The organism is Limnohabitans sp., from assembly GCF_038134685.1.
In the GTDB taxonomy this organism is placed as follows: Bacteria; Pseudomonadota; Gammaproteobacteria; order Burkholderiales; family Burkholderiaceae_C; genus Limnohabitans_A.
In genome coordinates, this window is sequence record NZ_JAYPVP010000002.1 from 12,534 (window position 1) to 31,569 (window position 19,036).

The 19,036-nt window shown below is 59.7% G+C and carries 20 protein-coding genes and 1 pseudogene; 18 read left to right on the forward strand and 3 right to left on the reverse strand.

Going from position 1 to position 19,036, the window contains the following annotated elements:
- Positions 1-224: pseudogene (locus AAFM15_RS00985) on the reverse strand (ribosomal RNA small subunit methyltransferase I); the annotation flags it as partial.
- Complete coding sequence (locus AAFM15_RS00990) at positions 221-823, reverse strand: Maf family nucleotide pyrophosphatase (protein ID WP_341684837.1); 603 nt, start codon at positions 821-823, stop codon at positions 221-223. The gene AAFM15_RS00990 and the pseudogene AAFM15_RS00985, both read right to left, overlap by 4 nt.
- Before the next feature lie 27 nt (positions 824-850).
- Between AAFM15_RS00990 and AAFM15_RS00995 the strand changes: the two genes are divergently transcribed.
- From AAFM15_RS00995 to AAFM15_RS01080, 18 genes are all read left to right on the forward strand, one after another.
- The gene (locus AAFM15_RS00995) at positions 851-1,396 is read left to right on the forward strand and encodes a DUF177 domain-containing protein (RefSeq protein WP_341684838.1); all 546 of its coding nucleotides are present in this window, start codon (positions 851-853) and stop codon (positions 1,394-1,396) included.
- Between the two features lie 135 nt (positions 1,397-1,531).
- Positions 1,532-1,714 carry a 50S ribosomal protein L32 gene (rpmF, locus tag AAFM15_RS01000; protein WP_341684839.1) on the forward strand — a complete coding sequence of 61 codons (183 nt, stop codon included), beginning with the start codon at positions 1,532-1,534 and terminating at the stop codon, positions 1,712-1,714.
- 98 nt (positions 1,715-1,812) lie between these two features.
- Complete coding sequence (plsX, locus tag AAFM15_RS01005; protein WP_341684840.1) at positions 1,813-2,868, forward strand: phosphate acyltransferase PlsX; 1,056 nt, start codon at positions 1,813-1,815, stop codon at positions 2,866-2,868.
- On the forward strand, positions 2,865-3,842 hold the full coding sequence (locus AAFM15_RS01010) for a beta-ketoacyl-ACP synthase III (protein WP_341684841.1): 978 nt from the start codon (positions 2,865-2,867) through the stop codon (positions 3,840-3,842). Before plsX ends, AAFM15_RS01010 begins: the two co-directional genes overlap by 4 nt.
- A gap of 28 nt (positions 3,843-3,870) precedes the next feature.
- Complete coding sequence (gene fabD, locus AAFM15_RS01015) at positions 3,871-4,821, forward strand: ACP S-malonyltransferase (RefSeq protein WP_341684842.1); 951 nt, start codon at positions 3,871-3,873, stop codon at positions 4,819-4,821.
- Positions 4,818-5,555 (forward strand): 3-oxoacyl-ACP reductase FabG, encoded by a 738-nt coding sequence (fabG, locus tag AAFM15_RS01020; protein ID WP_341684843.1) that lies wholly within the window; start codon positions 4,818-4,820, stop codon positions 5,553-5,555. Before fabD ends, fabG begins: the two co-directional genes overlap by 4 nt.
- A gap of 70 nt (positions 5,556-5,625) precedes the next feature.
- Positions 5,626-5,862: an acyl carrier protein gene (acpP, locus tag AAFM15_RS01025; protein WP_106703654.1), complete on the forward strand. Its 237-nt coding sequence runs from the start codon at positions 5,626-5,628 to the stop codon at positions 5,860-5,862.
- A gap of 6 nt (positions 5,863-5,868) precedes the next feature.
- Positions 5,869-7,113 (forward strand): beta-ketoacyl-ACP synthase II, encoded by a 1,245-nt coding sequence (fabF, locus tag AAFM15_RS01030; RefSeq protein WP_341684844.1) that lies wholly within the window; start codon positions 5,869-5,871, stop codon positions 7,111-7,113.
- Positions 7,114-7,754: 641 nt separating this feature from the next.
- Positions 7,755-9,200 (forward strand): Do family serine endopeptidase, encoded by a 1,446-nt coding sequence (locus AAFM15_RS01035; RefSeq protein ID WP_341684989.1) that lies wholly within the window; start codon positions 7,755-7,757, stop codon positions 9,198-9,200.
- Between the two features lie 455 nt (positions 9,201-9,655).
- Positions 9,656-11,467, forward strand: a complete 1,812-nt coding sequence (gene lepA / locus AAFM15_RS01040) for a translation elongation factor 4 (RefSeq protein ID WP_341684845.1) — start codon at positions 9,656-9,658, stop codon at positions 11,465-11,467.
- On the forward strand, positions 11,467-12,432 hold the full coding sequence (gene lepB / locus AAFM15_RS01045) for a signal peptidase I (protein ID WP_341684846.1): 966 nt from the start codon (positions 11,467-11,469) through the stop codon (positions 12,430-12,432). Before lepA ends, lepB begins: the two co-directional genes overlap by 1 nt.
- 13 nt (positions 12,433-12,445) lie before the next feature.
- On the forward strand, positions 12,446-13,138 hold the full coding sequence (rnc, locus tag AAFM15_RS01050; RefSeq protein WP_341684847.1) for a ribonuclease III: 693 nt from the start codon (positions 12,446-12,448) through the stop codon (positions 13,136-13,138).
- Positions 13,135-14,199, forward strand: a complete 1,065-nt coding sequence (era, locus tag AAFM15_RS01055) for a GTPase Era (RefSeq protein ID WP_341684848.1) — start codon at positions 13,135-13,137, stop codon at positions 14,197-14,199. Before rnc ends, era begins: the two co-directional genes overlap by 4 nt.
- A gap of 30 nt (positions 14,200-14,229) precedes the next feature.
- Positions 14,230-14,979 (forward strand): DNA repair protein RecO, encoded by a 750-nt coding sequence (gene recO, locus AAFM15_RS01060; protein WP_341684849.1) that lies wholly within the window; start codon positions 14,230-14,232, stop codon positions 14,977-14,979.
- Entirely contained in the window at positions 14,976-15,728 is a 753-nt protein-coding gene (locus AAFM15_RS01065) for a pyridoxine 5'-phosphate synthase (protein ID WP_341684850.1), read from the forward strand. The genes recO and AAFM15_RS01065 overlap by 4 nt, the downstream gene beginning before the upstream one ends.
- Positions 15,725-16,117: a holo-ACP synthase gene (gene acpS, locus AAFM15_RS01070; protein WP_341684851.1), complete on the forward strand. Its 393-nt coding sequence runs from the start codon at positions 15,725-15,727 to the stop codon at positions 16,115-16,117. The genes AAFM15_RS01065 and acpS overlap by 4 nt, the downstream gene beginning before the upstream one ends.
- A 37-nt stretch (positions 16,118-16,154) precedes the next feature.
- Positions 16,155-17,240, forward strand: coding sequence for a beta-N-acetylhexosaminidase (nagZ, locus tag AAFM15_RS01075; RefSeq protein WP_341684852.1), 1,086 nt, complete (start codon positions 16,155-16,157; stop codon positions 17,238-17,240).
- Between the two features lie 14 nt (positions 17,241-17,254).
- Positions 17,255-17,566 (forward strand): hypothetical protein, encoded by a 312-nt coding sequence (locus tag AAFM15_RS01080; protein WP_341684853.1) that lies wholly within the window; start codon positions 17,255-17,257, stop codon positions 17,564-17,566.
- Positions 17,567-17,640: 74 nt separating this feature from the next.
- On the opposite strand, the gene lysS is transcribed toward AAFM15_RS01080, so the two are convergent.
- On the reverse strand, positions 17,641-19,036 hold a 1,396-nt coding region (gene lysS / locus AAFM15_RS01085; RefSeq protein WP_341684854.1), incomplete at its 5' end, for a lysine--tRNA ligase.

The window sequence follows — 19,036 nt, forward strand, 5'->3', positions numbered from 1 at the left end:
GTGATGGTTTGTTGTTGCAGCGGCAGGGCCAGGGAGTGTTGTTCGCCGACGCGCTTGAGAAAAGCGCGGGTTGATTTGGCGTTTTCCGTGATCCAGTGGGTGGTTTGCGCGGCGGCGCGCAAGGTGGCGAGCGGCAGCACGTCTTCGATGGGAGCCTGGCTGGCGCAGCCAAAGTCCAAGGGTGTAGGGACCAGCAGCAAGCGGCCTGGGGCAGGTGTGTTCACAGCAGCTGGACTCCTGCAGCGCGCAGCATGCGCGCGGTACGGATCAAGGGCAGACCCACCAGCGCGGTGGGGTCGTCGTTGTCGATGGCCTCGAGCAGGGCGATGCCCAAGCCCTCGCTTTTGGCGCTGCCTGCGCAGTCGTAAGGCTTCTCGGCCTGCAGGTAATTCTCGATTTCTGTGTCCGTCAGGTCGCGGAACTTCACGCGCACGGCGGCCAGATCGACCTGCTCGAAACCGGTTGCCAGACACACCACCGCCAGCGCCGTCTGGAACACCACGGTGTGACCACGCATCTGGCGCAGTTGTTGAACGGCGCGCTCATGGTTGCCGGGCTTGCCCAACGGAAGTCCGTCCAGGTCGGCCACCTGGTCGGATCCGATGACCACGGCTTCGGGATGGGTTTGCGCCACTGCGCGCGCTTTGGCCAGCGCCAGGCGCAAGGCCAGGTTACGGGGGGCTTCGCCAGTCTGCGGGGTCTCGTCCACGTGCGGAGCGGCCACTTCGAAGGGCAGGTTCAGGCGCGAGAGCAGTTCGCGCCTGTAGCGTGAGGTGGACCCCAGCACCACGGTGCGGCTGGGTTGAGAAAGTGTCTGGGTCATGGGTGCGATTCTCTTACACTGCCGGGCATGGATACGAAATTTGATGCATCGCACTTGGATGTGCGCGCTTTTGCCCGGGCACAAGGGCAGGCTGAGGGCCGTTCTTTTCTGCAGGAGTGGGCGCGTCTGCGCGAAGAGTCTGCTCCCGCTGGCTGGAAGACATTGCAGGTGCAATGGCGGCTGGCTGGGCGTTTGCAGCCGCGCACGGGTGCTGCCGATGAGGTCTGGGTGCATGTGCAGGCGCAGGCCGAAGTGGAAATGACGTGTCAGCGTTGCCTGACGCCAGCGGTGTTGCCCCTGGCCGTGGATCGGGATATTTTGTTTGTCGCCGATGAGGCCACGGCGGCCGACCTTGACGACACGCTGGATGATGATGTGCTGGTGCTGTCCAAGGATTTTGATGCTTTGGCCCTGATCGAGGACGAACTCATCATGGCCTTGCCTCTGGTGCCTCGTCATCAGGTCTGCCCCGAGGGTTTGCCTGCCCAAAGCGTGGGTGAAGAGGAGTTGCCCCAACGCGAGAACCCTTTTGCGGCGTTGGCTGCACTTAAAGGCGGTCCATCCGGCAAGTGACAGTCTGGCCGACTTGGGCTATAATCTCATGCTTTGCTCAGTCTGTGCTTTGTGCGCGGCTGATGCAACCTGTGTTCAACCGAAGCTGCGCCAGCTCTCAAAAACCGCGCGGCGTCTAGCTTTCAAGGAGCCATCATGGCTGTTCAGCAAAACAAAAAATCGCCTTCCAAGCGCGGCATGCACCGTTCCCACAACGCCCTGGGCGTGCCGGGTATCGCTGTCGAGCCCACCACCGGTGAAGTGCACCTGCGTCACCACATCAGCCCCAACGGTTTTTACCGTGGCCGCAAGGTTCTGAAGACCAAAAACGAAGCTTGATGGGTTAACCCCACTTGCCTGATTAAGGCCCGAGCTACTGGATACACGGTAGCATCGGGCTTTGTTTTTTTGTGCGATGAATTCTTTGTACTGACATCATGACTGCCAACTCCCCCATCACCCTGTCTGTTGATTGCATGGGCGGTGACCATGGCCCACGTGTGACGATGGTGGCATGTCAACGTTTTTTGGCGACTCACCCTGATGCGCGTTTGTTGCTGGTGGGCAAGCCCGAGGCGTTGATGGCCTGGGCCGATCCGCGCGCGACAGTAGTGGCGGCCAGTGAAGTGGTGGAAATGGATGATCCGGTTGAAGTGGCCTTGCGCAAGAAAAAGGATTCGTCCATGCGCGTGGCCATCGAACAGGTCAAAACAGGCGCGGCCCATGCGGCGGTGTCTGCGGGCAACACGGGGGCCTTGATGGCTGTAGCCCGTTATTTGCTGAAAACGATGGACGGGATAGACCGTCCGGCCATTGCTGCCCAAATGCCCAATGCCAAAGGGGGTGGGACCACCATGCTGGATTTGGGGGCCAATGTGGACTGCACGGTAGAGCATTTGCTTCAGTTTGCAGTCATGGGCTCAGCTTTGGTGTCGGCCCTGGAGAACAAGGAGCAGCCCTCGGTGGGCTTGCTCAATATTGGCGAAGAAGTCATCAAAGGCAATGAAATCATCAAAAAAGCCGGCGAATTGCTGCGATCGGCTGGCAATTCGGGTGATTTGAACTTTTTCGGCAACGTCGAAGGCAACGATATTTTCAAGGGCACCACCGACATCGTGGTATGTGATGGCTTTGTGGGCAATGTGGCGCTAAAAGCCAGCGAAGGCCTGGCAACCATGGTGGGCTCTTTCCTGAAAGAATCCTTTTCTCGCAACATTTTCACAAAACTTGTCGCCATCATGGCGCTTCCGGTGTTATCTGCATTTAAAAACAAAGTGGATCATCGTCGTTACAACGGTGCGGCCTTGCTGGGTTTGCGCGGTCTGGTCTTCAAGAGCCATGGTTCGGCCGACGAGGTGGCTTTTGAGCAGGCGCTGGCGCGGGCGTATGATGCAGCGCGTAACCAATTGCTGGAGCGGGTGCGTTCACGCATTGCCCATGCCGCGCCTTTGCTGGGCACGGGGCAGGCCGCCACGACCGGTACAACCAAATGAACACATACACACGAATTGCAGGCACCGGCAGCTTCTTGCCCCCCCGGAGGCTGACCAACGCCGATCTGGCTGCAGAGCTGGCCGCACAAGGCATTGAAACTTCTGATGAATGGATTGTGGAGCGCACAGGTATTCGCGCCCGCCATTTTGCCGACGCAGGTGTCGGCAGCAGCGATCTGGGGACCGAGGCCGCTCGCCGTGCCCTGGAGATGGCGGGGATCAGTGCCAGCGAACTGGATTTGATCATTGTGGCCACCTCGACACCGGACATGGTGTTTCCATCGGTGGCGACCATGGTGCAAAACAAATTGGGCGCTGCGGGCTGCCCTGCGTTTGACGTGCAGGCGGTGTGCAGCGGCTTTATTTACGCGGTGACCGTGGCTGACGCCATGATCCGCGCCGGCTCGGCCAGCAAGGCCCTGGTGATTGGCGCGGAGGTGTTCAGTCGCATTCTGGACTTCAAGGACCGTACCACCTGTGTGCTGTTTGGTGATGGTGCGGGCGCTGTTGTGCTCGAAGCCGGCACGACGCCCGGTATTTTGGCCACTGACATCCACGCCGATGGCAAGCACCGCGATATTTTGTCTGTGCCGGGCCATGTTTCTGGCGGCAATGTCCTGGGTGACCCGGTGCTCAAGATGGACGGCCAGGCCGTGTTCAAGCTGGCCGTGGGCGTGCTGGAAGAAACGGCACGTGCCAGCCTGACCAAAGCCGGTCTGCAAGACAGCCACATTGACTGGTTGATTCCGCACCAGGCCAATATTCGCATCATGCAAAGCACGGCCAAAAAGCTCAAGATGCCTTTGGAAAAAGTGGTGGTCACCGTCGATCAGCACGGCAACACCTCGGCGGCTTCCATTCCCCTGGCGCTGGACGCCGCGGTGCGCGATGGCCGCATTCAGCGCGGCCAGAACCTCATGCTCGAAGGCGTGGGCGGCGGCTTCACCTGGGGCTCGGTGCTGGTGAAATTCTGATTTCCTGTTTGTTTTCTTCTTGCAGAACATGACGACATTTGCTTTTGTATTCCCCGGCCAGGGCTCGCAATCGGTGGGCATGCTGGACGCCTGGGGTGACCACCCCGCTGTGCTCGAAACCCTCAAGGAAGCCTCTGACGCGATGGGTGAGAACCTGACGCAATTGATCAAGGACGGTCCCAAGGAAGCGCTGGCGCTGACCACCAACACCCAGCCCGTGATGCTGGTGGCAGGTGTGGCGGCTTACCGCGCCTGGCTGGCCGAGGGCGGTGCCAAGCCCGCCGTGGTGGCGGGTCACTCGCTGGGCGAGTACAGCGCTTTGGTGGCTTCGGGTGTATTGACGCTGGCTCAGGCCGCGCCGCTGGTGCGTTTGCGTGCTGCGGCCATGCAGGAAGCCGTACCTGTGGGCGTGGGCGCCATGGCCGCGGTATTGGGTCTCGCGTCTGACAAGGTCATGGAAGGCTGCAAAGAGGCGCAAGCCAGCTTTGGCGCGGGCAGCGCGGAAGTGGTGGAGGCCGTGAACTTTAATGATGCGGCGCAGACCGTGATCGCTGGCACCAAGGCCGGCGTGGACAAGGCCTGCGAAGTGCTCAAGGGTATGGGTGCCAAGCGCGCCTTGCTGCTGCCGGTGTCGGCACCTTTTCACTCCAGCCTCATGAAGCCTGCCGCCGAGAAGCTGCGCGAAAAACTCGCTACGCTGGAACTGGCCGCGCCACAAATTCCGGTGGTGAACAACATCGATGTGGCGGTGCAAACCGATGCAGACCGTATCCGTGACGCCCTGTACCGCCAGGCCTTTGGCCCGGTGCGTTGGGTGGAATGCGTGCAGGCCATCAAGGCGCGTGGCGTCACCACCCTGGTGGAGTGCGGCCCCGGCAAGGTGCTGGCAGGCATGACCAAGCGCATTGACGCTGAATTGAACGGGTTGGCACTGTTTGATCCCGCCACCCTCGCTGAAGTCAAAGGAGCCCTCGCATGAGCGACAAACAAGTAGCCCTCGTCACGGGCGCATCGCGCGGAATTGGCGCCGCCATTGCGTTGCAGTTGGCCCAGAACGGTTTCATCGTCATTGGTACCGCAACGTCTGACGACGGCGCAGCCAAGATCAGCCAGGCCCTGTCGGCCTATGCGGGCTGCCGTGGCGCCAACCTGAACGTGACCGATGCCTCTGCAGGCGAGGCCTTGATTGACGCCATTGTCAAGGAGCACGGCAGCCTGCAGGTGCTGGTCAACAATGCCGGCATCACCCGCGATACCCTGGCCATGCGCATGAAAGACGACGACTGGGACGCTGTGGCCGACACCAATTTGCGTGCCGTGTTCCGCATGAGCCGTGCCGTGATCCGCCCCATGATGAAGCAGCGCTATGGCCGCATCATCAGCATCACCAGTGTGGTGGGCGCCTCAGGCAACCCCGGTCAGGCCAACTACGCAGCCGCCAAAGCGGGTGTGGCGGGCATGACCCGCGCCCTTGCTCGCGAGCTGGGCAGCCGCGGCATTACCGTCAACTGCGTGGCGCCGGGCTTCATCGAGACCGACATGACAGCGGCTCTGCCCGAAGAGCAACAAAAAGCCCTGCTGGGTCAGATCCCGCTGGGACACCTGGGCAAGCCGCAAGACATAGCCCATGCGGTGGCTTATCTGGCCAGCGCGCAAGCCGGTTATGTAACTGGACAAGAGCTGCATGTGAATGGCGGGATGTTCATGGCCTGACCAGGCACATGAAAACTCCGGCCCACATGCGGGTAAAATGACATTTTTTTACAACCCTTAGAGGGATCCCATGAGCGATATCGAAGCACGTGTCAAGAAAATCATTGCTGAACAACTCGGCGTTGAAGAGTCCCAAGTGACCAACGAAAAAGCCTTTGTGGCCGATCTGGGCGCTGACTCCCTGGACACGGTGGAACTGGTGATGGCACTCGAAGACGAGTTCGGCATCGAGATTCCCGACGAAGACGCAGAAAAAATCACCACGGTGCAAGCTGCGATCGACTACGCCAACAGCAAGAAGGCCTAATTGCCCATGACCCGGCGCCGCGTTGTTGTCACGGGTTTGGGATGTATCAGCCCCGTGGGCAACACGGTGGCAGATGCATGGTCCAACCTGCTTGCCGGCCAGTCCGGCATTGGTCTGATCAGCAAGTTCGATGCTTCAGCCCTGGCGTGCAAGATCGCGGGCGAAGTCAAAGGCTTTGATCTGGAGTCCTACATCAGCACCAAAGAGGCGCGGACCATGGATTCCTTCATTCACTACGGCATTGCTGCTGCTGCACAAGCCGTGGCCGATGCGGGCCTGGCCACTGGCGAAGCCTTGGGTGAAGAAGAGGCTTGCCGTATTGGGGTGGTGATTGGTTCGGGTATTGGCGGTCTGCCAATGATCGAAGAAACCCATGCCGAATACACCAACCGCGGCCCACGCCGTATTTCTCCTTTCTTTGTGCCAGCCTCGATCATCAACATGATCTCTGGCCACGTGTCCATGCGTTTTGGCTTCAAGGGCCCGAACCTGGCCGTGGTGACCGCCTGCACAACCGGTTTGCACAGCATTGGTGAAGCCGGCCGCCTGATCGAGTACGGCGATGCCGACGTCATGATCGCTGGCGGCTCCGAAGCCACCGTCTCGCCGCTGGGCGTGGGCGGTTTTGCCGCCATGCGCGCCCTGTCCACCCGCAACGACGACCCTACGGCCGCATCCCGCCCCTGGGACAAGGACCGCGATGGTTTTGTGCTGGGTGAGGGAGCCGGTGTGCTGGTGCTCGAAGAGTACGAACACGCCAAAGCACGTGGCGCCAAGATCTACGCTGAACTGGGCGGTTATGGCATGAGTGCCGATGCCGGCCACATGACTGCTCCCAGCATGGACGGTCCGCGCCGCGCCATGCTCAACGCTCTGCGCAACGCAGGTGTCAATGCCGACCAGGTCGATTACCTGAACGCGCACGGCACCTCCACGCCTTTGGGCGATGTGAACGAAACCAATGCCATCAAGGCTGCGCTGGGTGACCACGCGAAGAAGATGGTGGTCAGCTCGACCAAGTCCATGACGGGGCACCTGCTCGGTGGTGCCGGCGGCATCGAGAGTGTGTTCACCGTACTGGCTTTGCACAATCAGAAGGTCCCTCCGACCATCAACCTGGTCAACCAGGATCCCGAGTGCGATCTGGACTACTGCGCCAACACCGCGCGCGATCTGAAGATCGATGTGGCCGTCAAAAACAACTTTGGTTTTGGCGGCACCAACGGTACCCTGGTGTTCAAGCGCGTTTAACGGCGCCAAGCGTCATGCGAACAGCCCCACCCGTGCAATACCCGGTGGGGCTTTTTCTTTGGTGGCGTCGGGCCATCTGGTTGTTTTTCGCAATGTCTGTCTTGAGTGCGCCTGTACTGTTGTGGGCAACGCCGCTGGCAGCTGCGTCTTTGACAGGAACTCTTTTGCTGGTGTGTGCCATGGCATGGGCGTTGAATCGCTATCAGAACAAAGTGTGCAAGACCAGCGGGTACCTGCTTTGGGATGAAGGTTGTTGGCACTATATGCATGATGGGCAAGTCGGGGGCATTGAACACTTGTCAGTGCTTTGGGATGCTGGCGATCGCATGTGGTTACGCTGGAGCAGCTTGATGCCGGGCTCCAGGCGGTCTTGGAGTGAAGCTTGGTTGCTTAACCGCGACGCCCCCGAGCACTGGCATTTGCTCCGTTGCGCCGTGGCAGCGCACTCTGGAAAAAACTTTACACAGCCCTCACATTAGCCTTAAGTCTCTGGGGCAAGATACGCGCACGCATGGAATGTTTGCGCAAATGCCAAATTTCGTTTCCATCTTTCATTGCAGGAGTCAGCCTTGAAAACCGTGTCTTTCAACAAGAAGCTTCTTGCTGCAGCAGGCGCTGCGATTGCTCTGGGTGCAGGTGTCATGCTGTGGACGCAAAGTGTGCAGGCCCAATCCGCCGTGAGTACGGCCAGTGTCGCCGCGCCAAGTACACCCTTGGTCAGAGGGCTGCCAGATTTCACAGCCCTTGTGGATGCAGTGGGTCCCTCGGTGGTCAATATCCGCACACTTGAGCGTGTTCGCCCTCAAGCTGAACGGGGGGACGGCAACATGGACCCAGAAATGCAGGAGTTCTTCCGGCGTTTCTTTGGTGCGCCTTTCCCCGGTATGCCGCAGCAACCGCAACAACCTCAGCCGCGTCGTCGCGGAGGGCAGGGTGAGGGGGAACTGCGCCCCAGCGGGGTGGGCTCGGGTTTTGTCCTGACGGCTGACGGATTCATCATGACCAATGCCCATGTGGTCGAGGGTGCCGATGAAGTGCTTGTGACGTTGGCGGACAAACGTGAACTCAAGGCCAAGGTGGTTGGGTTGGACAAACGCTCGGATGTGGCGGTGGTGAAAGTGCCTGTCAGTGGCTTGCCTGCGCTCAAGGTGGGTGATGTGAGTCAGCTCAAGGTGGGTGAGTGGGTCATTGCGATTGGTTCACCCTTTGGTCTTGAGAACACGGTCACGGCCGGCATTGTGAGTGCCAAACAGCGAGATACAGGAGACTATCTCCCCTTTATCCAGACCGATGTCGCCATCAATCCGGGCAACTCGGGTGGTCCGCTGATCAATATGCGCGGCGAAGTGGTGGGTGTCAACAGTCAGATTTATTCGCGCTCGGGCGGCTACATGGGGATTTCGTTCTCGATTCCGATGGACGAAGCCATGCGTGTGAGCGATCAGATTCGTGCCAATGGTCGTGTAACCCGTGGCCGTGTGGGTGTGCAGATCGACCAAGTCAGTACCGAGGTGGCCGAGTCCATCGGCTTGGGCAAAGCCAGGGGGGCGCTGGTGCGCATGGTGGAGTCCGGTGGGCCTGCAGAAAAGGCCGGCTTGCAGGCCGGGGACATCATTCTTCAGTTCGATGGCAAGCCCATCGACAAGGCTTCTGACCTGCCTCGCATTGTCGGCAACACCCGACCCGGTACCAAGGCCGAGATGCAGGTTTATCGCCGAGGTGTGCAGCGAAAGCTCACCGTGACAGTGGGTGAATTGCCTGCGGACAAAGTACAAGCTGAGGCCAATACAGCCGATGAACAAGTGCAGACAAACAATGTGTTGGGTTTGACGGTGACCAATTTGTCGGCCGATCAAAAGAAGCAGCTTCGTGTCGAGGGTGGTGTGCGTATCACTGCCGCTCAGGGCGCAGGGGCCCGTGCTGGTTTGCGCGAGGGGGATGTGGTTTTGGCGGTGGGCAACAAGCAGGTGTTGCAAGTAGCCGATTTCAATGCGGCAGTAGGAACTGTTGAGCCGGGCAAGATCGTGAGCATGCTGGTGCGTCGCGGTGAGACTGTTCAATACGTCCTGGTGCGCACCGTGCGCTGATGATGGCTTTGTCAAGAGGCCCTTTGTCCTTTCAGGACCGAGGGCCATTGTTTTGGGGTTTGCGCAACGGATACAAAAAATAAATGACGTGAGTACAAGCTAACTTGATGTCTCGTTCATAACGCGATTGGCTAAAATAAGCCACCTTGATCAGCAATTGATGGCATAAAGCGCAAGAGCCACTTCACGATGTGAGACGTCCCGCAGGCATGCACCGGGCATCCACATTTCACGCACAGCTTGTCCAGAATTTTGTCCACACAATCTGTGGATAAATTGTGAGTAATTCAATGTGTTGTGACTTGGCAACGGCCTGTAGCCGGCTTGCCGACCTGTTCAAACAGGCGGTTTTGCCTACAATGAAGTCCCAACTATCGCAGTTGCCATAGATTGTTGGTTCAGGGCGCGTCCAAGTGAGACGCGCCCTTTTTTTCTGGCTGTGAAGCACACAAACGATGAACCACATTCGTAATTTCTCCATCATTGCCCACATTGATCACGGTAAGTCCACGCTGGCCGACCGGATCATTTCGCGCTGTGGAGGATTGTCCGATCGCGAGATGAGCGAACAGGTGCTCGACTCCATGGACATCGAAAAAGAGCGCGGCATCACCATCAAGGCGCAGACGGCTGCGCTGCAGTACAAAGCCAGGGATGGCAAGGTCTACAACCTCAACCTGATTGACACCCCTGGCCATGTGGACTTCTCCTATGAGGTGAGCCGCTCGCTGTCGGCTTGCGAAGGCGCATTGTTGGTGGTGGACGCCAGCCAGGGTGTGGAGGCCCAGACTGTGGCCAATTGCTACACCGCCCTGGACTTGGGCGTCGAGGTGCTGCCCGTGCTCAACAAGATGGATTTACCTCAGGCCGATCCCGAGAACGCCAAGCAGGAAATCGAGGACGTGATCGGCATCGATGCCTCGGGTGCCGTGCCTTGCTCCGCCAAGACAGGCATGGGCGTGGAAGATATTCTGGAAATGGTGGTGGCCAAAGTGCCCGCGCCGCGTGGCAACCCCGAGGGGCCCTTGCGCGCCATGATCATTGACAGCTGGTTTGACAGCTATGTGGGTGTGGTCATGCTGGTGCGCGTGGTCGATGGCAAGCTCCAACGGGGTGACAAGATCAAGCTCATGGCGACCGAGTCGCTCTACAACGCCGAAAAACTTGGCGTGTTTACCCCGCACAACGAATCGCGCGATGCGCTCAAGGCCGGTGAGGTGGGCTACATCATTGCTGGCATCAAGGAACTCAAGGCGGCCAAGGTGGGCGATACCATCACGGCCATCAAGACATCCAGCGGTGCCAACCTCGAGTTCGCGACCGAGGCGCTGCCTGGCTTCAAGGAAGTGCAGCCACAGGTTTTTGCAGGTCTGTACCCGTCCGAAGCCAGTGAATACGACCAGCTGCGCGATGCGCTGGAAAAGCTTCAGCTCAACGATGCAGCCCTGCGCTACGAGCCCGAAGTTTCACAGGCGCTGGGCTTTGGCTTTCGCTGCGGCTTCCTGGGACTGCTGCACATGGAAATCGTGCAGGAGCGTCTGGAGCGCGAGTTTGATCAGGATTTGATCACCACAGCTCCCAGCGTGGTGTACGAAGTGGTCAAGGGTGATGGTGAGGTCATCCAGGTCGAGAACCCTTCCAAGATGCCCGATGTGGGACGTATCCAGGAAATCCGGGAACCCATTGTGACGGTGCACCTGTACATGCCTCAGGACTACGTGGGTGCCGTGATGACGCTGGCCAATCAGAAACGCGGCGTACAGATCAACATGGCCTACCATGGCAAGCAGGTCATGCTGACCTATGAAATGCCACTGGGCGAGATCGTGCTGGACTTCTTCGACAAGCTCAAGTCGGTCAGTCGGGGTTACGCTTCCATGGACTATGAGTTCAAGGAGTACCGGGCCTCTGATGTGGTCAAAGTGGACATGCTGCTCAACGGCGAAAAGGTGGACGCCCTGTCCATCATCGTGCACCGCAGCCAGTCGCAATACCGTGGTCGCGCTGTGGCGGCCAAGATGCGCGAGATCATCAGCCGTCAGCAGTTTGATGTGGCCATTCAGGCCGCCATCGGGGGCAATGTGATTGCACGTGAAACCATCAAGGCTTTGCGCAAGAACGTGTTGGCCAAGTGCTATGGTGGCGACATCACGCGCAAGCGCAAATTGCTCGAAAAGCAGAAGGCGGGTAAGAAACGCATGAAACAGATTGGTTCGGTCGAGGTGCCGCAAGAGGCATTCCTGGCCATTTTGCAGGTGGAAGATTGATGCCATTGCTCACGGGTTTGATTCTGGGCGCCTTTGTGGCGTATGGTGCAGGCTGGTACCTGGGCATGTTCACGGGTAACTTTGCCTTGCTGATGCTCATGGCGACGGTGGTCTCGGGGGTGTATTGGGTTGCCGAACGCCTGGTGTTTCTGCCCAGGCGCAAAGCGGCCGCAGCCCAGCTGCAGACGCAGGCGGCGCAGCGGCGTGAAGAGCTTTCTCGCATGGGCATTGCGCAGACTGATGTGGATGTGACTGCTGCAAGCGAAAAGCTCATCATGCAGCCCTGGTGGCTGGATTGGACAGCGGGGCTGTTCCCGGTCATTGCCGTGGTGTTCATCCTTCGCTCGTTCCTGTTCGAACCCTTCAAGATTCCTTCGGGCTCCATGATCCCGACCTTGCTGGTGGGTGACCTCATTCTGGTCAACAAGTTCCACTATGGTCTGCGCCTGCCTGTGGCGAACATCAAAATGACGCAGGGTGAACCCGTGCGCCGTGGCGATGTGATGGTGTTTCGCTACCCTCCCAATCCGAATGTGGACTACATCAAGCGTGTGGTCGGTTTGCCCGGGGATGAAGTGGCGTACCTCAACAAAAAGCTGACGATCAACGGCCAGCCGGTGGCTGTCGCTGACCTGCCCGAATTTTTTGACGAATCGGTCATGCGCTATTTCAGGCAGGAGCGCGAAAGCCTGAGTGACAAGCCGCACTTGATCATTGAAGACAATGACCGTCCGGCCTTTATTGCCGGTGTGGGCGACTACCCGTTTCGTGACCATTGCCGCTACAGTGTGGAAGGCGTGGTTTGCAAGGTTCCTGAAGGTCACTACTTCATGATGGGCGACAACCGAGACAACTCGCTCGATTCGCGCTACTGGGGTTTTGTGCCCGACGCCAACATCGTGGGCAAGGCCTTCTTTGTCTGGATGAACTTTGGCAATTTCAAACGCATCGGTTCGTTTGACTGATGAGGTCCGCACCATGACCTTGCCTGCAGCTTTTGCCGATTTGCAAATCCGTCTGGGTTACGCTTTCCGTGATGTGAATTTGCTGCAGCGGGCCATGACCCACCGCAGCTTTGGTGCTGACCACAACGAGCGCCTGGAGTTTTTGGGTGATTCGGTGCTTAACCTGGTGGTGGCCCATTTGCTGTTTGACCGCTTGGCGAATATGCCCGAGGGCGATTTGTCCCGCGTGCGTGCCAATCTGGTCAAACAGGAGACCCTGCACCAGCTGGCGCTGCAACTGGAACTGCCTGGCCGCATGCGTCTGGGTGAAGGTGAGTTGAAGTCGGGCGGCACGCGCCGTGCATCCATTCTGGCGGATGCGCTGGAAGCGCTCATCGGCGGGGTGTACCTGGACGGTGGTTTTGACGCGGCGCAAGCGCTGGTGCAGCGCCTGTTCGCCAAGGTCGAGATTCGCCCCGACATGCAAGCGGCCGAAAAAGATCCCAAAACCCAGTTGCAGGAATGGCTGCAAGGCCGCAAACTGCCCCTGCCGCGGTACACAGTCATTGGGACCAGCGGCGCGGCGCATCGCCAAACCTTTGAAGTGGCTTGCGAAGTACCGGACTTGAAGAAACACGAACGCGGTACGGGCGCTTCACGCCGCGCCGCAGAGCAAGCGGCTGCTGCCGCTTTGCTCGCTATCCTGACCCAGGCAGATAAAGCATGACTGACCACAACGACGCACACGAGCAAACGCCACACGAGCAAACGCCACACGAGCGACTGCGCCGCCGCTCCATCGACATTCCGGGTGTGACGGTGCAGCCGCGCTCCGCGTCTGAGGCGCAAGACTTGCCACCTGTGGCCGAATCCGGGCCTGAGCAGGCTGCAGGGCCGCAGCGTTGCGGCCTGGTGGCCATTGTGGGCAAGCCGAACGTTGGCAAGTCCACCTTGCTCAATGCGCTGGTGGGGCAAAAAATCAGCATCACTTCGCGCAAGGCGCAGACCACGCGCCACCGCATCACCGGCATGCGCACCGAGGGCGCGACCCAGTTTGTGTTTGTCGATACGCCAGGTTTTCAGACCCGTCACAGCACCGCGCTGAACAAGTCGCTGAACAAAACCGTCATGGGTGCGGTGGGCGATGTGGACCTGGTCTTGTTTGTGGTGGAAGCCGGTCAATTCACTTTGGCCGATGCCAAAGTTTTGTCCTTGCTCAAGGCCAATATTCCCACGCTGCTGGTGGCCAACAAGCTCGATGCGGTCCATCGCCGCGCCGAAATCGCGCCCTGGCTGCGCGACATGCAGGAGCGCCACGCATTTGCCGAATTTGTGCCCATGTCGGCCAAGAACCCCAAGGACATCGAGCGTCTGTTGGGCATTTGCGAAAAGTACCTGCCTGAGCAAGGGTGGTGGTATTCGCCCGACGAGCTGACCGACCGCAGCGAAAAGTTCCTGGCCAGCGAAATCGTGCGCGAAAAGCTGTTCCGTTTGACGGGTGATGAGCTGCCTTACACCTCCACCGTGGTGGTGGACAAGTTTGAGGAAGAGCCTGGCCGCACGGCTAATCGCATGGTGCGTATTGCTGCGACCATTGTGGTCGAGCGCGACAGCCACAAAGCCATGGTGATTGGTGACAAGGGCGAAAAACTCAAACGCATCGGCATGGAGTCACGCCAGGAGCTGGAAAAGCTGATGGATGCCAAGGTGTTCATCGAGCTGTGGGTGAAAGTTCGCTCGGGCTGGGCGGACGACGAGGCCCGCGTGCGCTCTTTCGGTTACGAGTAAAGCGCTCAGGCCGCACAACAGGCACAAGCCATGGCCACCAAACGCATCGGGGATGAGCCAGCGTACGTGCTGCACCACTATGACTGGAGCGAAAGCAGCCTGATTCTGGAGATGTTCACCCGCCACGCCGGACGTGTGGCGCTGGTGGCCAAGGGCGTGAAGAAACCCAGCTCCAGCTTCAGGCCGGTGCTTCTGCCTTTGCAGCCTCTTCGGGTCAGTTACGGGGGTGATGCCGATATTCGCACCCTCAAATCGGTGGATTGGGTCGGTGGTCATGTGATGCCCACAGGTGAGGCCTTGCTCTCGGGCTACTACCTCAATGAGTTGTTGATGCGTTTGCTGGCACGCGACGATCCGCACGAGCGGGTGTTTGATATTTACGCGCCCACGGTGGCTTTGCTGGCCAGCGGGCAAAACAGCTTGTTGCAACCGGCTTTGCGGGCGTTTGAATTGTTGCTGTTGCGTGAGTTGGGCTTGCTGCCCACGCTGGATGCACAAACCTTGAGCCTGCATGCGTTACAGCCCGAGCAAGCCTATGCACTGGTGCCCGAAGTGGGCTTGCGCCGAGCCGCAACAGATGACCGTTACCATTTGTCAGGTGCACAGTGGCTCGCTTTGAATGAGGCCATGTCCGAAGGACAGCCGCTGACGGCCTTATGGACCCTGCCTGAGCTCGCTTCGAGCGCTTTGCGCGTGATGCTGCGGCAGCTACTCACCTACCATTGCGGCGTGGGCGCACTCAAGACCCGTCAAATCATGCTGGATTTGCAAAACCTATGAACACACAAGTTTCTGGCGCTGTGTCGCTGTCCGTCAATGTCAACAAGGTGGCCTTGTTGCGAAACTCGCGCCACCTGGGTATTCCCAGTGTTACGCGTGCCGCGCAGCTATGTCTGCAGGCAGGGGCGCAAGGCATCACCATTCACCCGCGCCCGGACGAGCGCCACATTCGCGCCACCGATGTCGACGAACTGGCCGCACTCATGAAAGCCTGGCCTGATCGCGAATTCAACATTGAGGGCAACCCCTTTCACAACCTGATGGCGCATGTGCGCGAAGTGCGCCCGCACCAGGTGACGTTTGTGCCCGACGGCGAAGGCCAGTTCACTAGCGACCATGGTTGGTCCTTCCCGCAAGATGCTCAGCGCCTGAAACCCTTGATTGACGAATGTAAGGCCCTGGGCGTGCGTGTGAGTTTGTTCATGGACCCGGTGCCAGAGCAGATGGCAGCGGCCCGCGCCGTGGGGGCCGACCGTGTGGAGCTTTACACCGAGCCTTATGCCGCGTCCTGGGGTACACCCGAACATGCGGCGCAACTGCAACGCTATGCTGACGCCGCTCAAGCCGCGCTGGATGTGGGGTTGGGCCTCAATGCTGGCCACGACCTCAACCGTGACAACCTGCCCGCATTTGTGAAAGCCGTGCCGGGTTTACAGGAAGTCTCGATTGGCCACGCGCTGATCGGCGACGCACTGGAGCTGGGCTATGCCGCCACCGTGCGTGCTTACCTGAACTGCCTGAAAAAATGATTTACGGCATCGGCACCGATATTTGCGACATCCGCCGCATCCGTGCCAGTCTGGAACGGCACGGCGACCGCTTTGCGGCCAAGGTCTTGTCCGAAGCCGAAATGGTCACCTGGAAGCAGCGCAGCGCACGTTGGCCCGAACGTGGTGTGCGCTACCTGGCCACGCGGTTTTCAGCCAAAGAGGCCTTCAGCAAAGCGATTGGGCTGGGCATGCGCATGCCCATGACCTGGCGCTTTTGCGAAGTGGGCAAGCTGCCCAGCGGACAGCCCTACATCGTGTTGCACGGCGAGCTGAAAGACTGGTTTGAAGCCAAGCGGCTGAAGGCCCACATCACCGTGACCGACGAGAGCGAATACGCCGCCAGCTTTTGCGTAGTCGAAACCACTTGAATTGTGCGGGCCCGGCCCGATATGAAAGCTCTAGCCCATGACACAACACGCCCCCCTGATTCTGGACATTGCCGGCACCTCGCTCACCAAGGTTGACCGTCGGCGTTTGAAGCACCCGCTGGTGGGCGGCCTGATTCTGTTTGGTCGCAACTGGCAAAGCCGGGCCCAATTGACCGAGCTGTGTGCCGAGGTCAAAAGCATCTGCCCGGATGTGCTGATTGCGGTGGACCACGAAGGTGGGCGTGTGCAGCGTTTCCGTACCGATGGCTTCACACATCTGCCGGCGATGCGTGCGTTTGGCGAGATGTGGCTGCAAGACGGTAAAGGCATGCCGGGCTCGGGAGCCTTGAAGGCCTGCGAAGCGGCCACTTCCGCGGGCTTTGTGCTCGCCAGCGAGTTGCGAGCTTGTGGCGTGGATTTCAGCTTTACGCCGGTGCTTGACCTCGACCATGGTGAAAGTGGCGTGATTGGTGACCGCGCCTTCGCACGCGATCCGCGCATGGTGTCTTTGTTGGCACGCAGCCTGATGCAAGGCTTGCTGCAAGCAGGTATGGCCAATTGCGGCAAACATTTTCCCGGGCATGGCGCCGTCAAGGCCGACTCCCACGTGGCCCTGCCGGTGGACAAGCGCAGCCTCAAAGCCATTTTGGAGGACGACGCGTTGCCTTACACCTGGCTGGGCAGTGTGCTCACGGCAGTGATGCCGGCGCACGTGATCTACAGCAAGGTCGATGCGCGGCCTGCGGGCTTCTCTTCACGCTGGATTCAGGACATTCTGCGCGGTCAGCTGGGCTTTGATGGTGTGGTCTGTACCGACGACCTGTCCATGGCTGCGGCGCGCCAGATCGGAGGGCGCGAGCTGAGCTATACCGAAGCGGTGCTTGCCGCTTTGCAAGCCGGGTGCGATCTGGCCCTGCTGTGCAACAGATCGGCGGTCAACGATGGCGCCGAGCTTGATGACGTGCTCGATGGTTTGGCCGAAGCTTTGGTCAAAGGCCTTTGGGTGCCGGATCAAGCCAGCGAAGAACGTCGTTTGTCCTTGCTGCCGCGTTCGCCTGCCCGTGCCTGGGATGAGTTGGTGCGCGCACGGGACTATATGCAGGCCCTCGATCGCTTGCCCTGACAAGGAGCCATGAAATGAATGTGTTGTTGCAAGGTCTGGTCAGACTCTTCATGGGTTTGCTGGGGCTGGCCTTTCTTGCCGGTTTGTTGTTGGCGCTGGGCGTGTATGTGCTGTTTGCCAGTGTGCGTTGGCTGCTGACGGGGCAAAAGCCCCAGGTCGTCATGGTCTGGCAGCAGTTCGGTCAGATGCGCAAAGGTGCGCGCTGGGCCGCGCCAGGCATGGGTACGCCTTTCGAGCAGGGCGCAGCACCTGCCGATGATGTGGTGGATGTGGAAGTGCGCGAGGTGCGGGAAACGCAAGAAAAGCTGCCGCACAAAGCAGGCTGACAAACTGGAGATGGCTTCGTGCCTCGCAATGACACGCACGTCATTGCGAGCGAAGCGCAGCAATCTGCCAGGTATTAAGCCAAATCGTGCTCGCGGCGCAGGGCCGGGAACAGGATGATGTCGCGAATGCTGGGGCTGTCGGTCAGCAGCATCATCAGGCGGTCGATGCCGATGCCGCAGCCGCCAGCAGGCGGCATGCCGTATTCAAGGGCGCGCACGAAGTCGTGGTCAAAGAACATGGCCTCGTCGTCGCCACCGTCCTTGGCGGCCACCTGGGCGTGGAAACGGGCGGCCTGGTCTTCGGCGTCGTTCAGCTCGGAGAAGCCGTTGCCGAATTCGCGGCCAGTGATGTAGAGCTCAAAGCGCTCGGTCACCTCAGGGCGCACGTCGTTGGCGCGGGCCAGCGGGCTGATCTCGGTGGGGTGTTCCATGATGAAGGTGGGCTCCCAGAGCTTGTCTTCCACGGTTTCTTCAAAGTAGAGCACCTGCAGGCTGGCCAGGCTGCGGCTGCTGAGTTTGTCCTTCTCTTCGCTCATACCCAGTTTTTTCAGGGCGCTGATCAGCCAGGCCGCATCGTCCACATGGGCGCCAGCCTCGGTGTGGGCGTAAATGGCCTCGCGAATCGTCATGCGGGCAAAGGGTTTAGACAGGTCCACCGCACGACCACCGTAGCTCAGCTGCAGGCTGCCCGCAGCGTTCATGGCCGCGTCGCGGATGAGCTGTTCGGTGAAGCCCATCAGGTCCTGGTAGTTCCAGTAGGCCGCGTAGAACTCCATCATGGTGAATTCGGGGTTGTGGCGAACCGAAATGCCTTCGTTGCGGAAGTTGCGGTTGATTTCGAACACGCGCTCAAAGCCACCGACCAGCAGGCGCTTGAGGTAGAGCTCGGGCGCGATGCGCAGGAACATCTCTTGTTCAAGTGCGTTGTGGTGCGTCACGAAGGGGCGGGCGTTGGCGCCGCCGGGAATCGGGTGCAGCATGGGCGTTTCGACTTCCAGGAAGCCGTGCTGCACCATGAACTCGCGAATGCCGCTGACGGCGCGCGAGCGGGCCGTGAAGCGTTTGCGGGCGGTTTCGTCGGTCATCAGGTCGACATAGCGCTGGCGGTATTTGACTTCCTGGTCGTGGATGCCGTGGAACTTGTCGGGCATCGGGCGCAGGCTCTTGGTCAGCAGGCGGATGCTGCTAGCGTGGATGGACAGCTCGCCGGTGCGCGTCTTGAACAGTTGGCCTTCGACAGCAATGATGTCGCCCAGGTCCCAGTGCTTGAAGCCGTTATAGACCTCTTCGCCCACATCGTCTTTGGTGATGTAGGCCTGGATGCGCCCGGTGGCGTCCTGCAGCGTGGCAAAGCTGGCTTTGCCCATGACGCGCTTGAGCATCATGCGGCCAGCCACCTTGACTTGCACCTTGGCAACGCCTTCGCCGTTGAGGGCTTCGGGATCGGCAGCGCCGTGTACATCGTGCAGC

Coding starts and splice junctions, on each gene's coding strand:
- nagZ (WP_341684852.1), top strand. CDS start 16,155: ATGACACAACACGCCCCCCTGATTCTGGACATTGCCGGCACCTCGCTC.
- recO (WP_341684849.1), top strand. CDS start 14,230: ATGGCCACCAAACGCATCGGGGATGAGCCAGCGTACGTGCTGCACCAC.
- AAFM15_RS00990 (WP_341684837.1), bottom strand. CDS start 823: ATGACCCAGACACTTTCTCAACCCAGCCGCACCGTGGTGCTGGGGTCC.
- fabG (WP_341684843.1), top strand. CDS start 4,818: ATGAGCGACAAACAAGTAGCCCTCGTCACGGGCGCATCGCGCGGAATT.
- AAFM15_RS00995 (WP_341684838.1), top strand. CDS start 851: ATGGATACGAAATTTGATGCATCGCACTTGGATGTGCGCGCTTTTGCC.
- AAFM15_RS01035 (WP_341684989.1), top strand. CDS start 7,755: ATGCTGTGGACGCAAAGTGTGCAGGCCCAATCCGCCGTGAGTACGGCC.
- lepB (WP_341684846.1), top strand. CDS start 11,467: ATGCCATTGCTCACGGGTTTGATTCTGGGCGCCTTTGTGGCGTATGGT.
- fabD (WP_341684842.1), top strand. CDS start 3,871: ATGACGACATTTGCTTTTGTATTCCCCGGCCAGGGCTCGCAATCGGTG.
- fabF (WP_341684844.1), top strand. CDS start 5,869: ATGACCCGGCGCCGCGTTGTTGTCACGGGTTTGGGATGTATCAGCCCC.
- AAFM15_RS01010 (WP_341684841.1), top strand. CDS start 2,865: ATGAACACATACACACGAATTGCAGGCACCGGCAGCTTCTTGCCCCCC.
- rnc (WP_341684847.1), top strand. CDS start 12,446: ATGACCTTGCCTGCAGCTTTTGCCGATTTGCAAATCCGTCTGGGTTAC.
- AAFM15_RS01065 (WP_341684850.1), top strand. CDS start 14,976: ATGAACACACAAGTTTCTGGCGCTGTGTCGCTGTCCGTCAATGTCAAC.
- rpmF (WP_341684839.1), top strand. CDS start 1,532: ATGGCTGTTCAGCAAAACAAAAAATCGCCTTCCAAGCGCGGCATGCAC.
- plsX (WP_341684840.1), top strand. CDS start 1,813: ATGACTGCCAACTCCCCCATCACCCTGTCTGTTGATTGCATGGGCGGT.
- era (WP_341684848.1), top strand. CDS start 13,135: ATGACTGACCACAACGACGCACACGAGCAAACGCCACACGAGCAAACG.
- acpS (WP_341684851.1), top strand. CDS start 15,725: ATGATTTACGGCATCGGCACCGATATTTGCGACATCCGCCGCATCCGT.
- lepA (WP_341684845.1), top strand. CDS start 9,656: ATGAACCACATTCGTAATTTCTCCATCATTGCCCACATTGATCACGGT.
- AAFM15_RS01080 (WP_341684853.1), top strand. CDS start 17,255: ATGAATGTGTTGTTGCAAGGTCTGGTCAGACTCTTCATGGGTTTGCTG.
- acpP (WP_106703654.1), top strand. CDS start 5,626: ATGAGCGATATCGAAGCACGTGTCAAGAAAATCATTGCTGAACAACTC.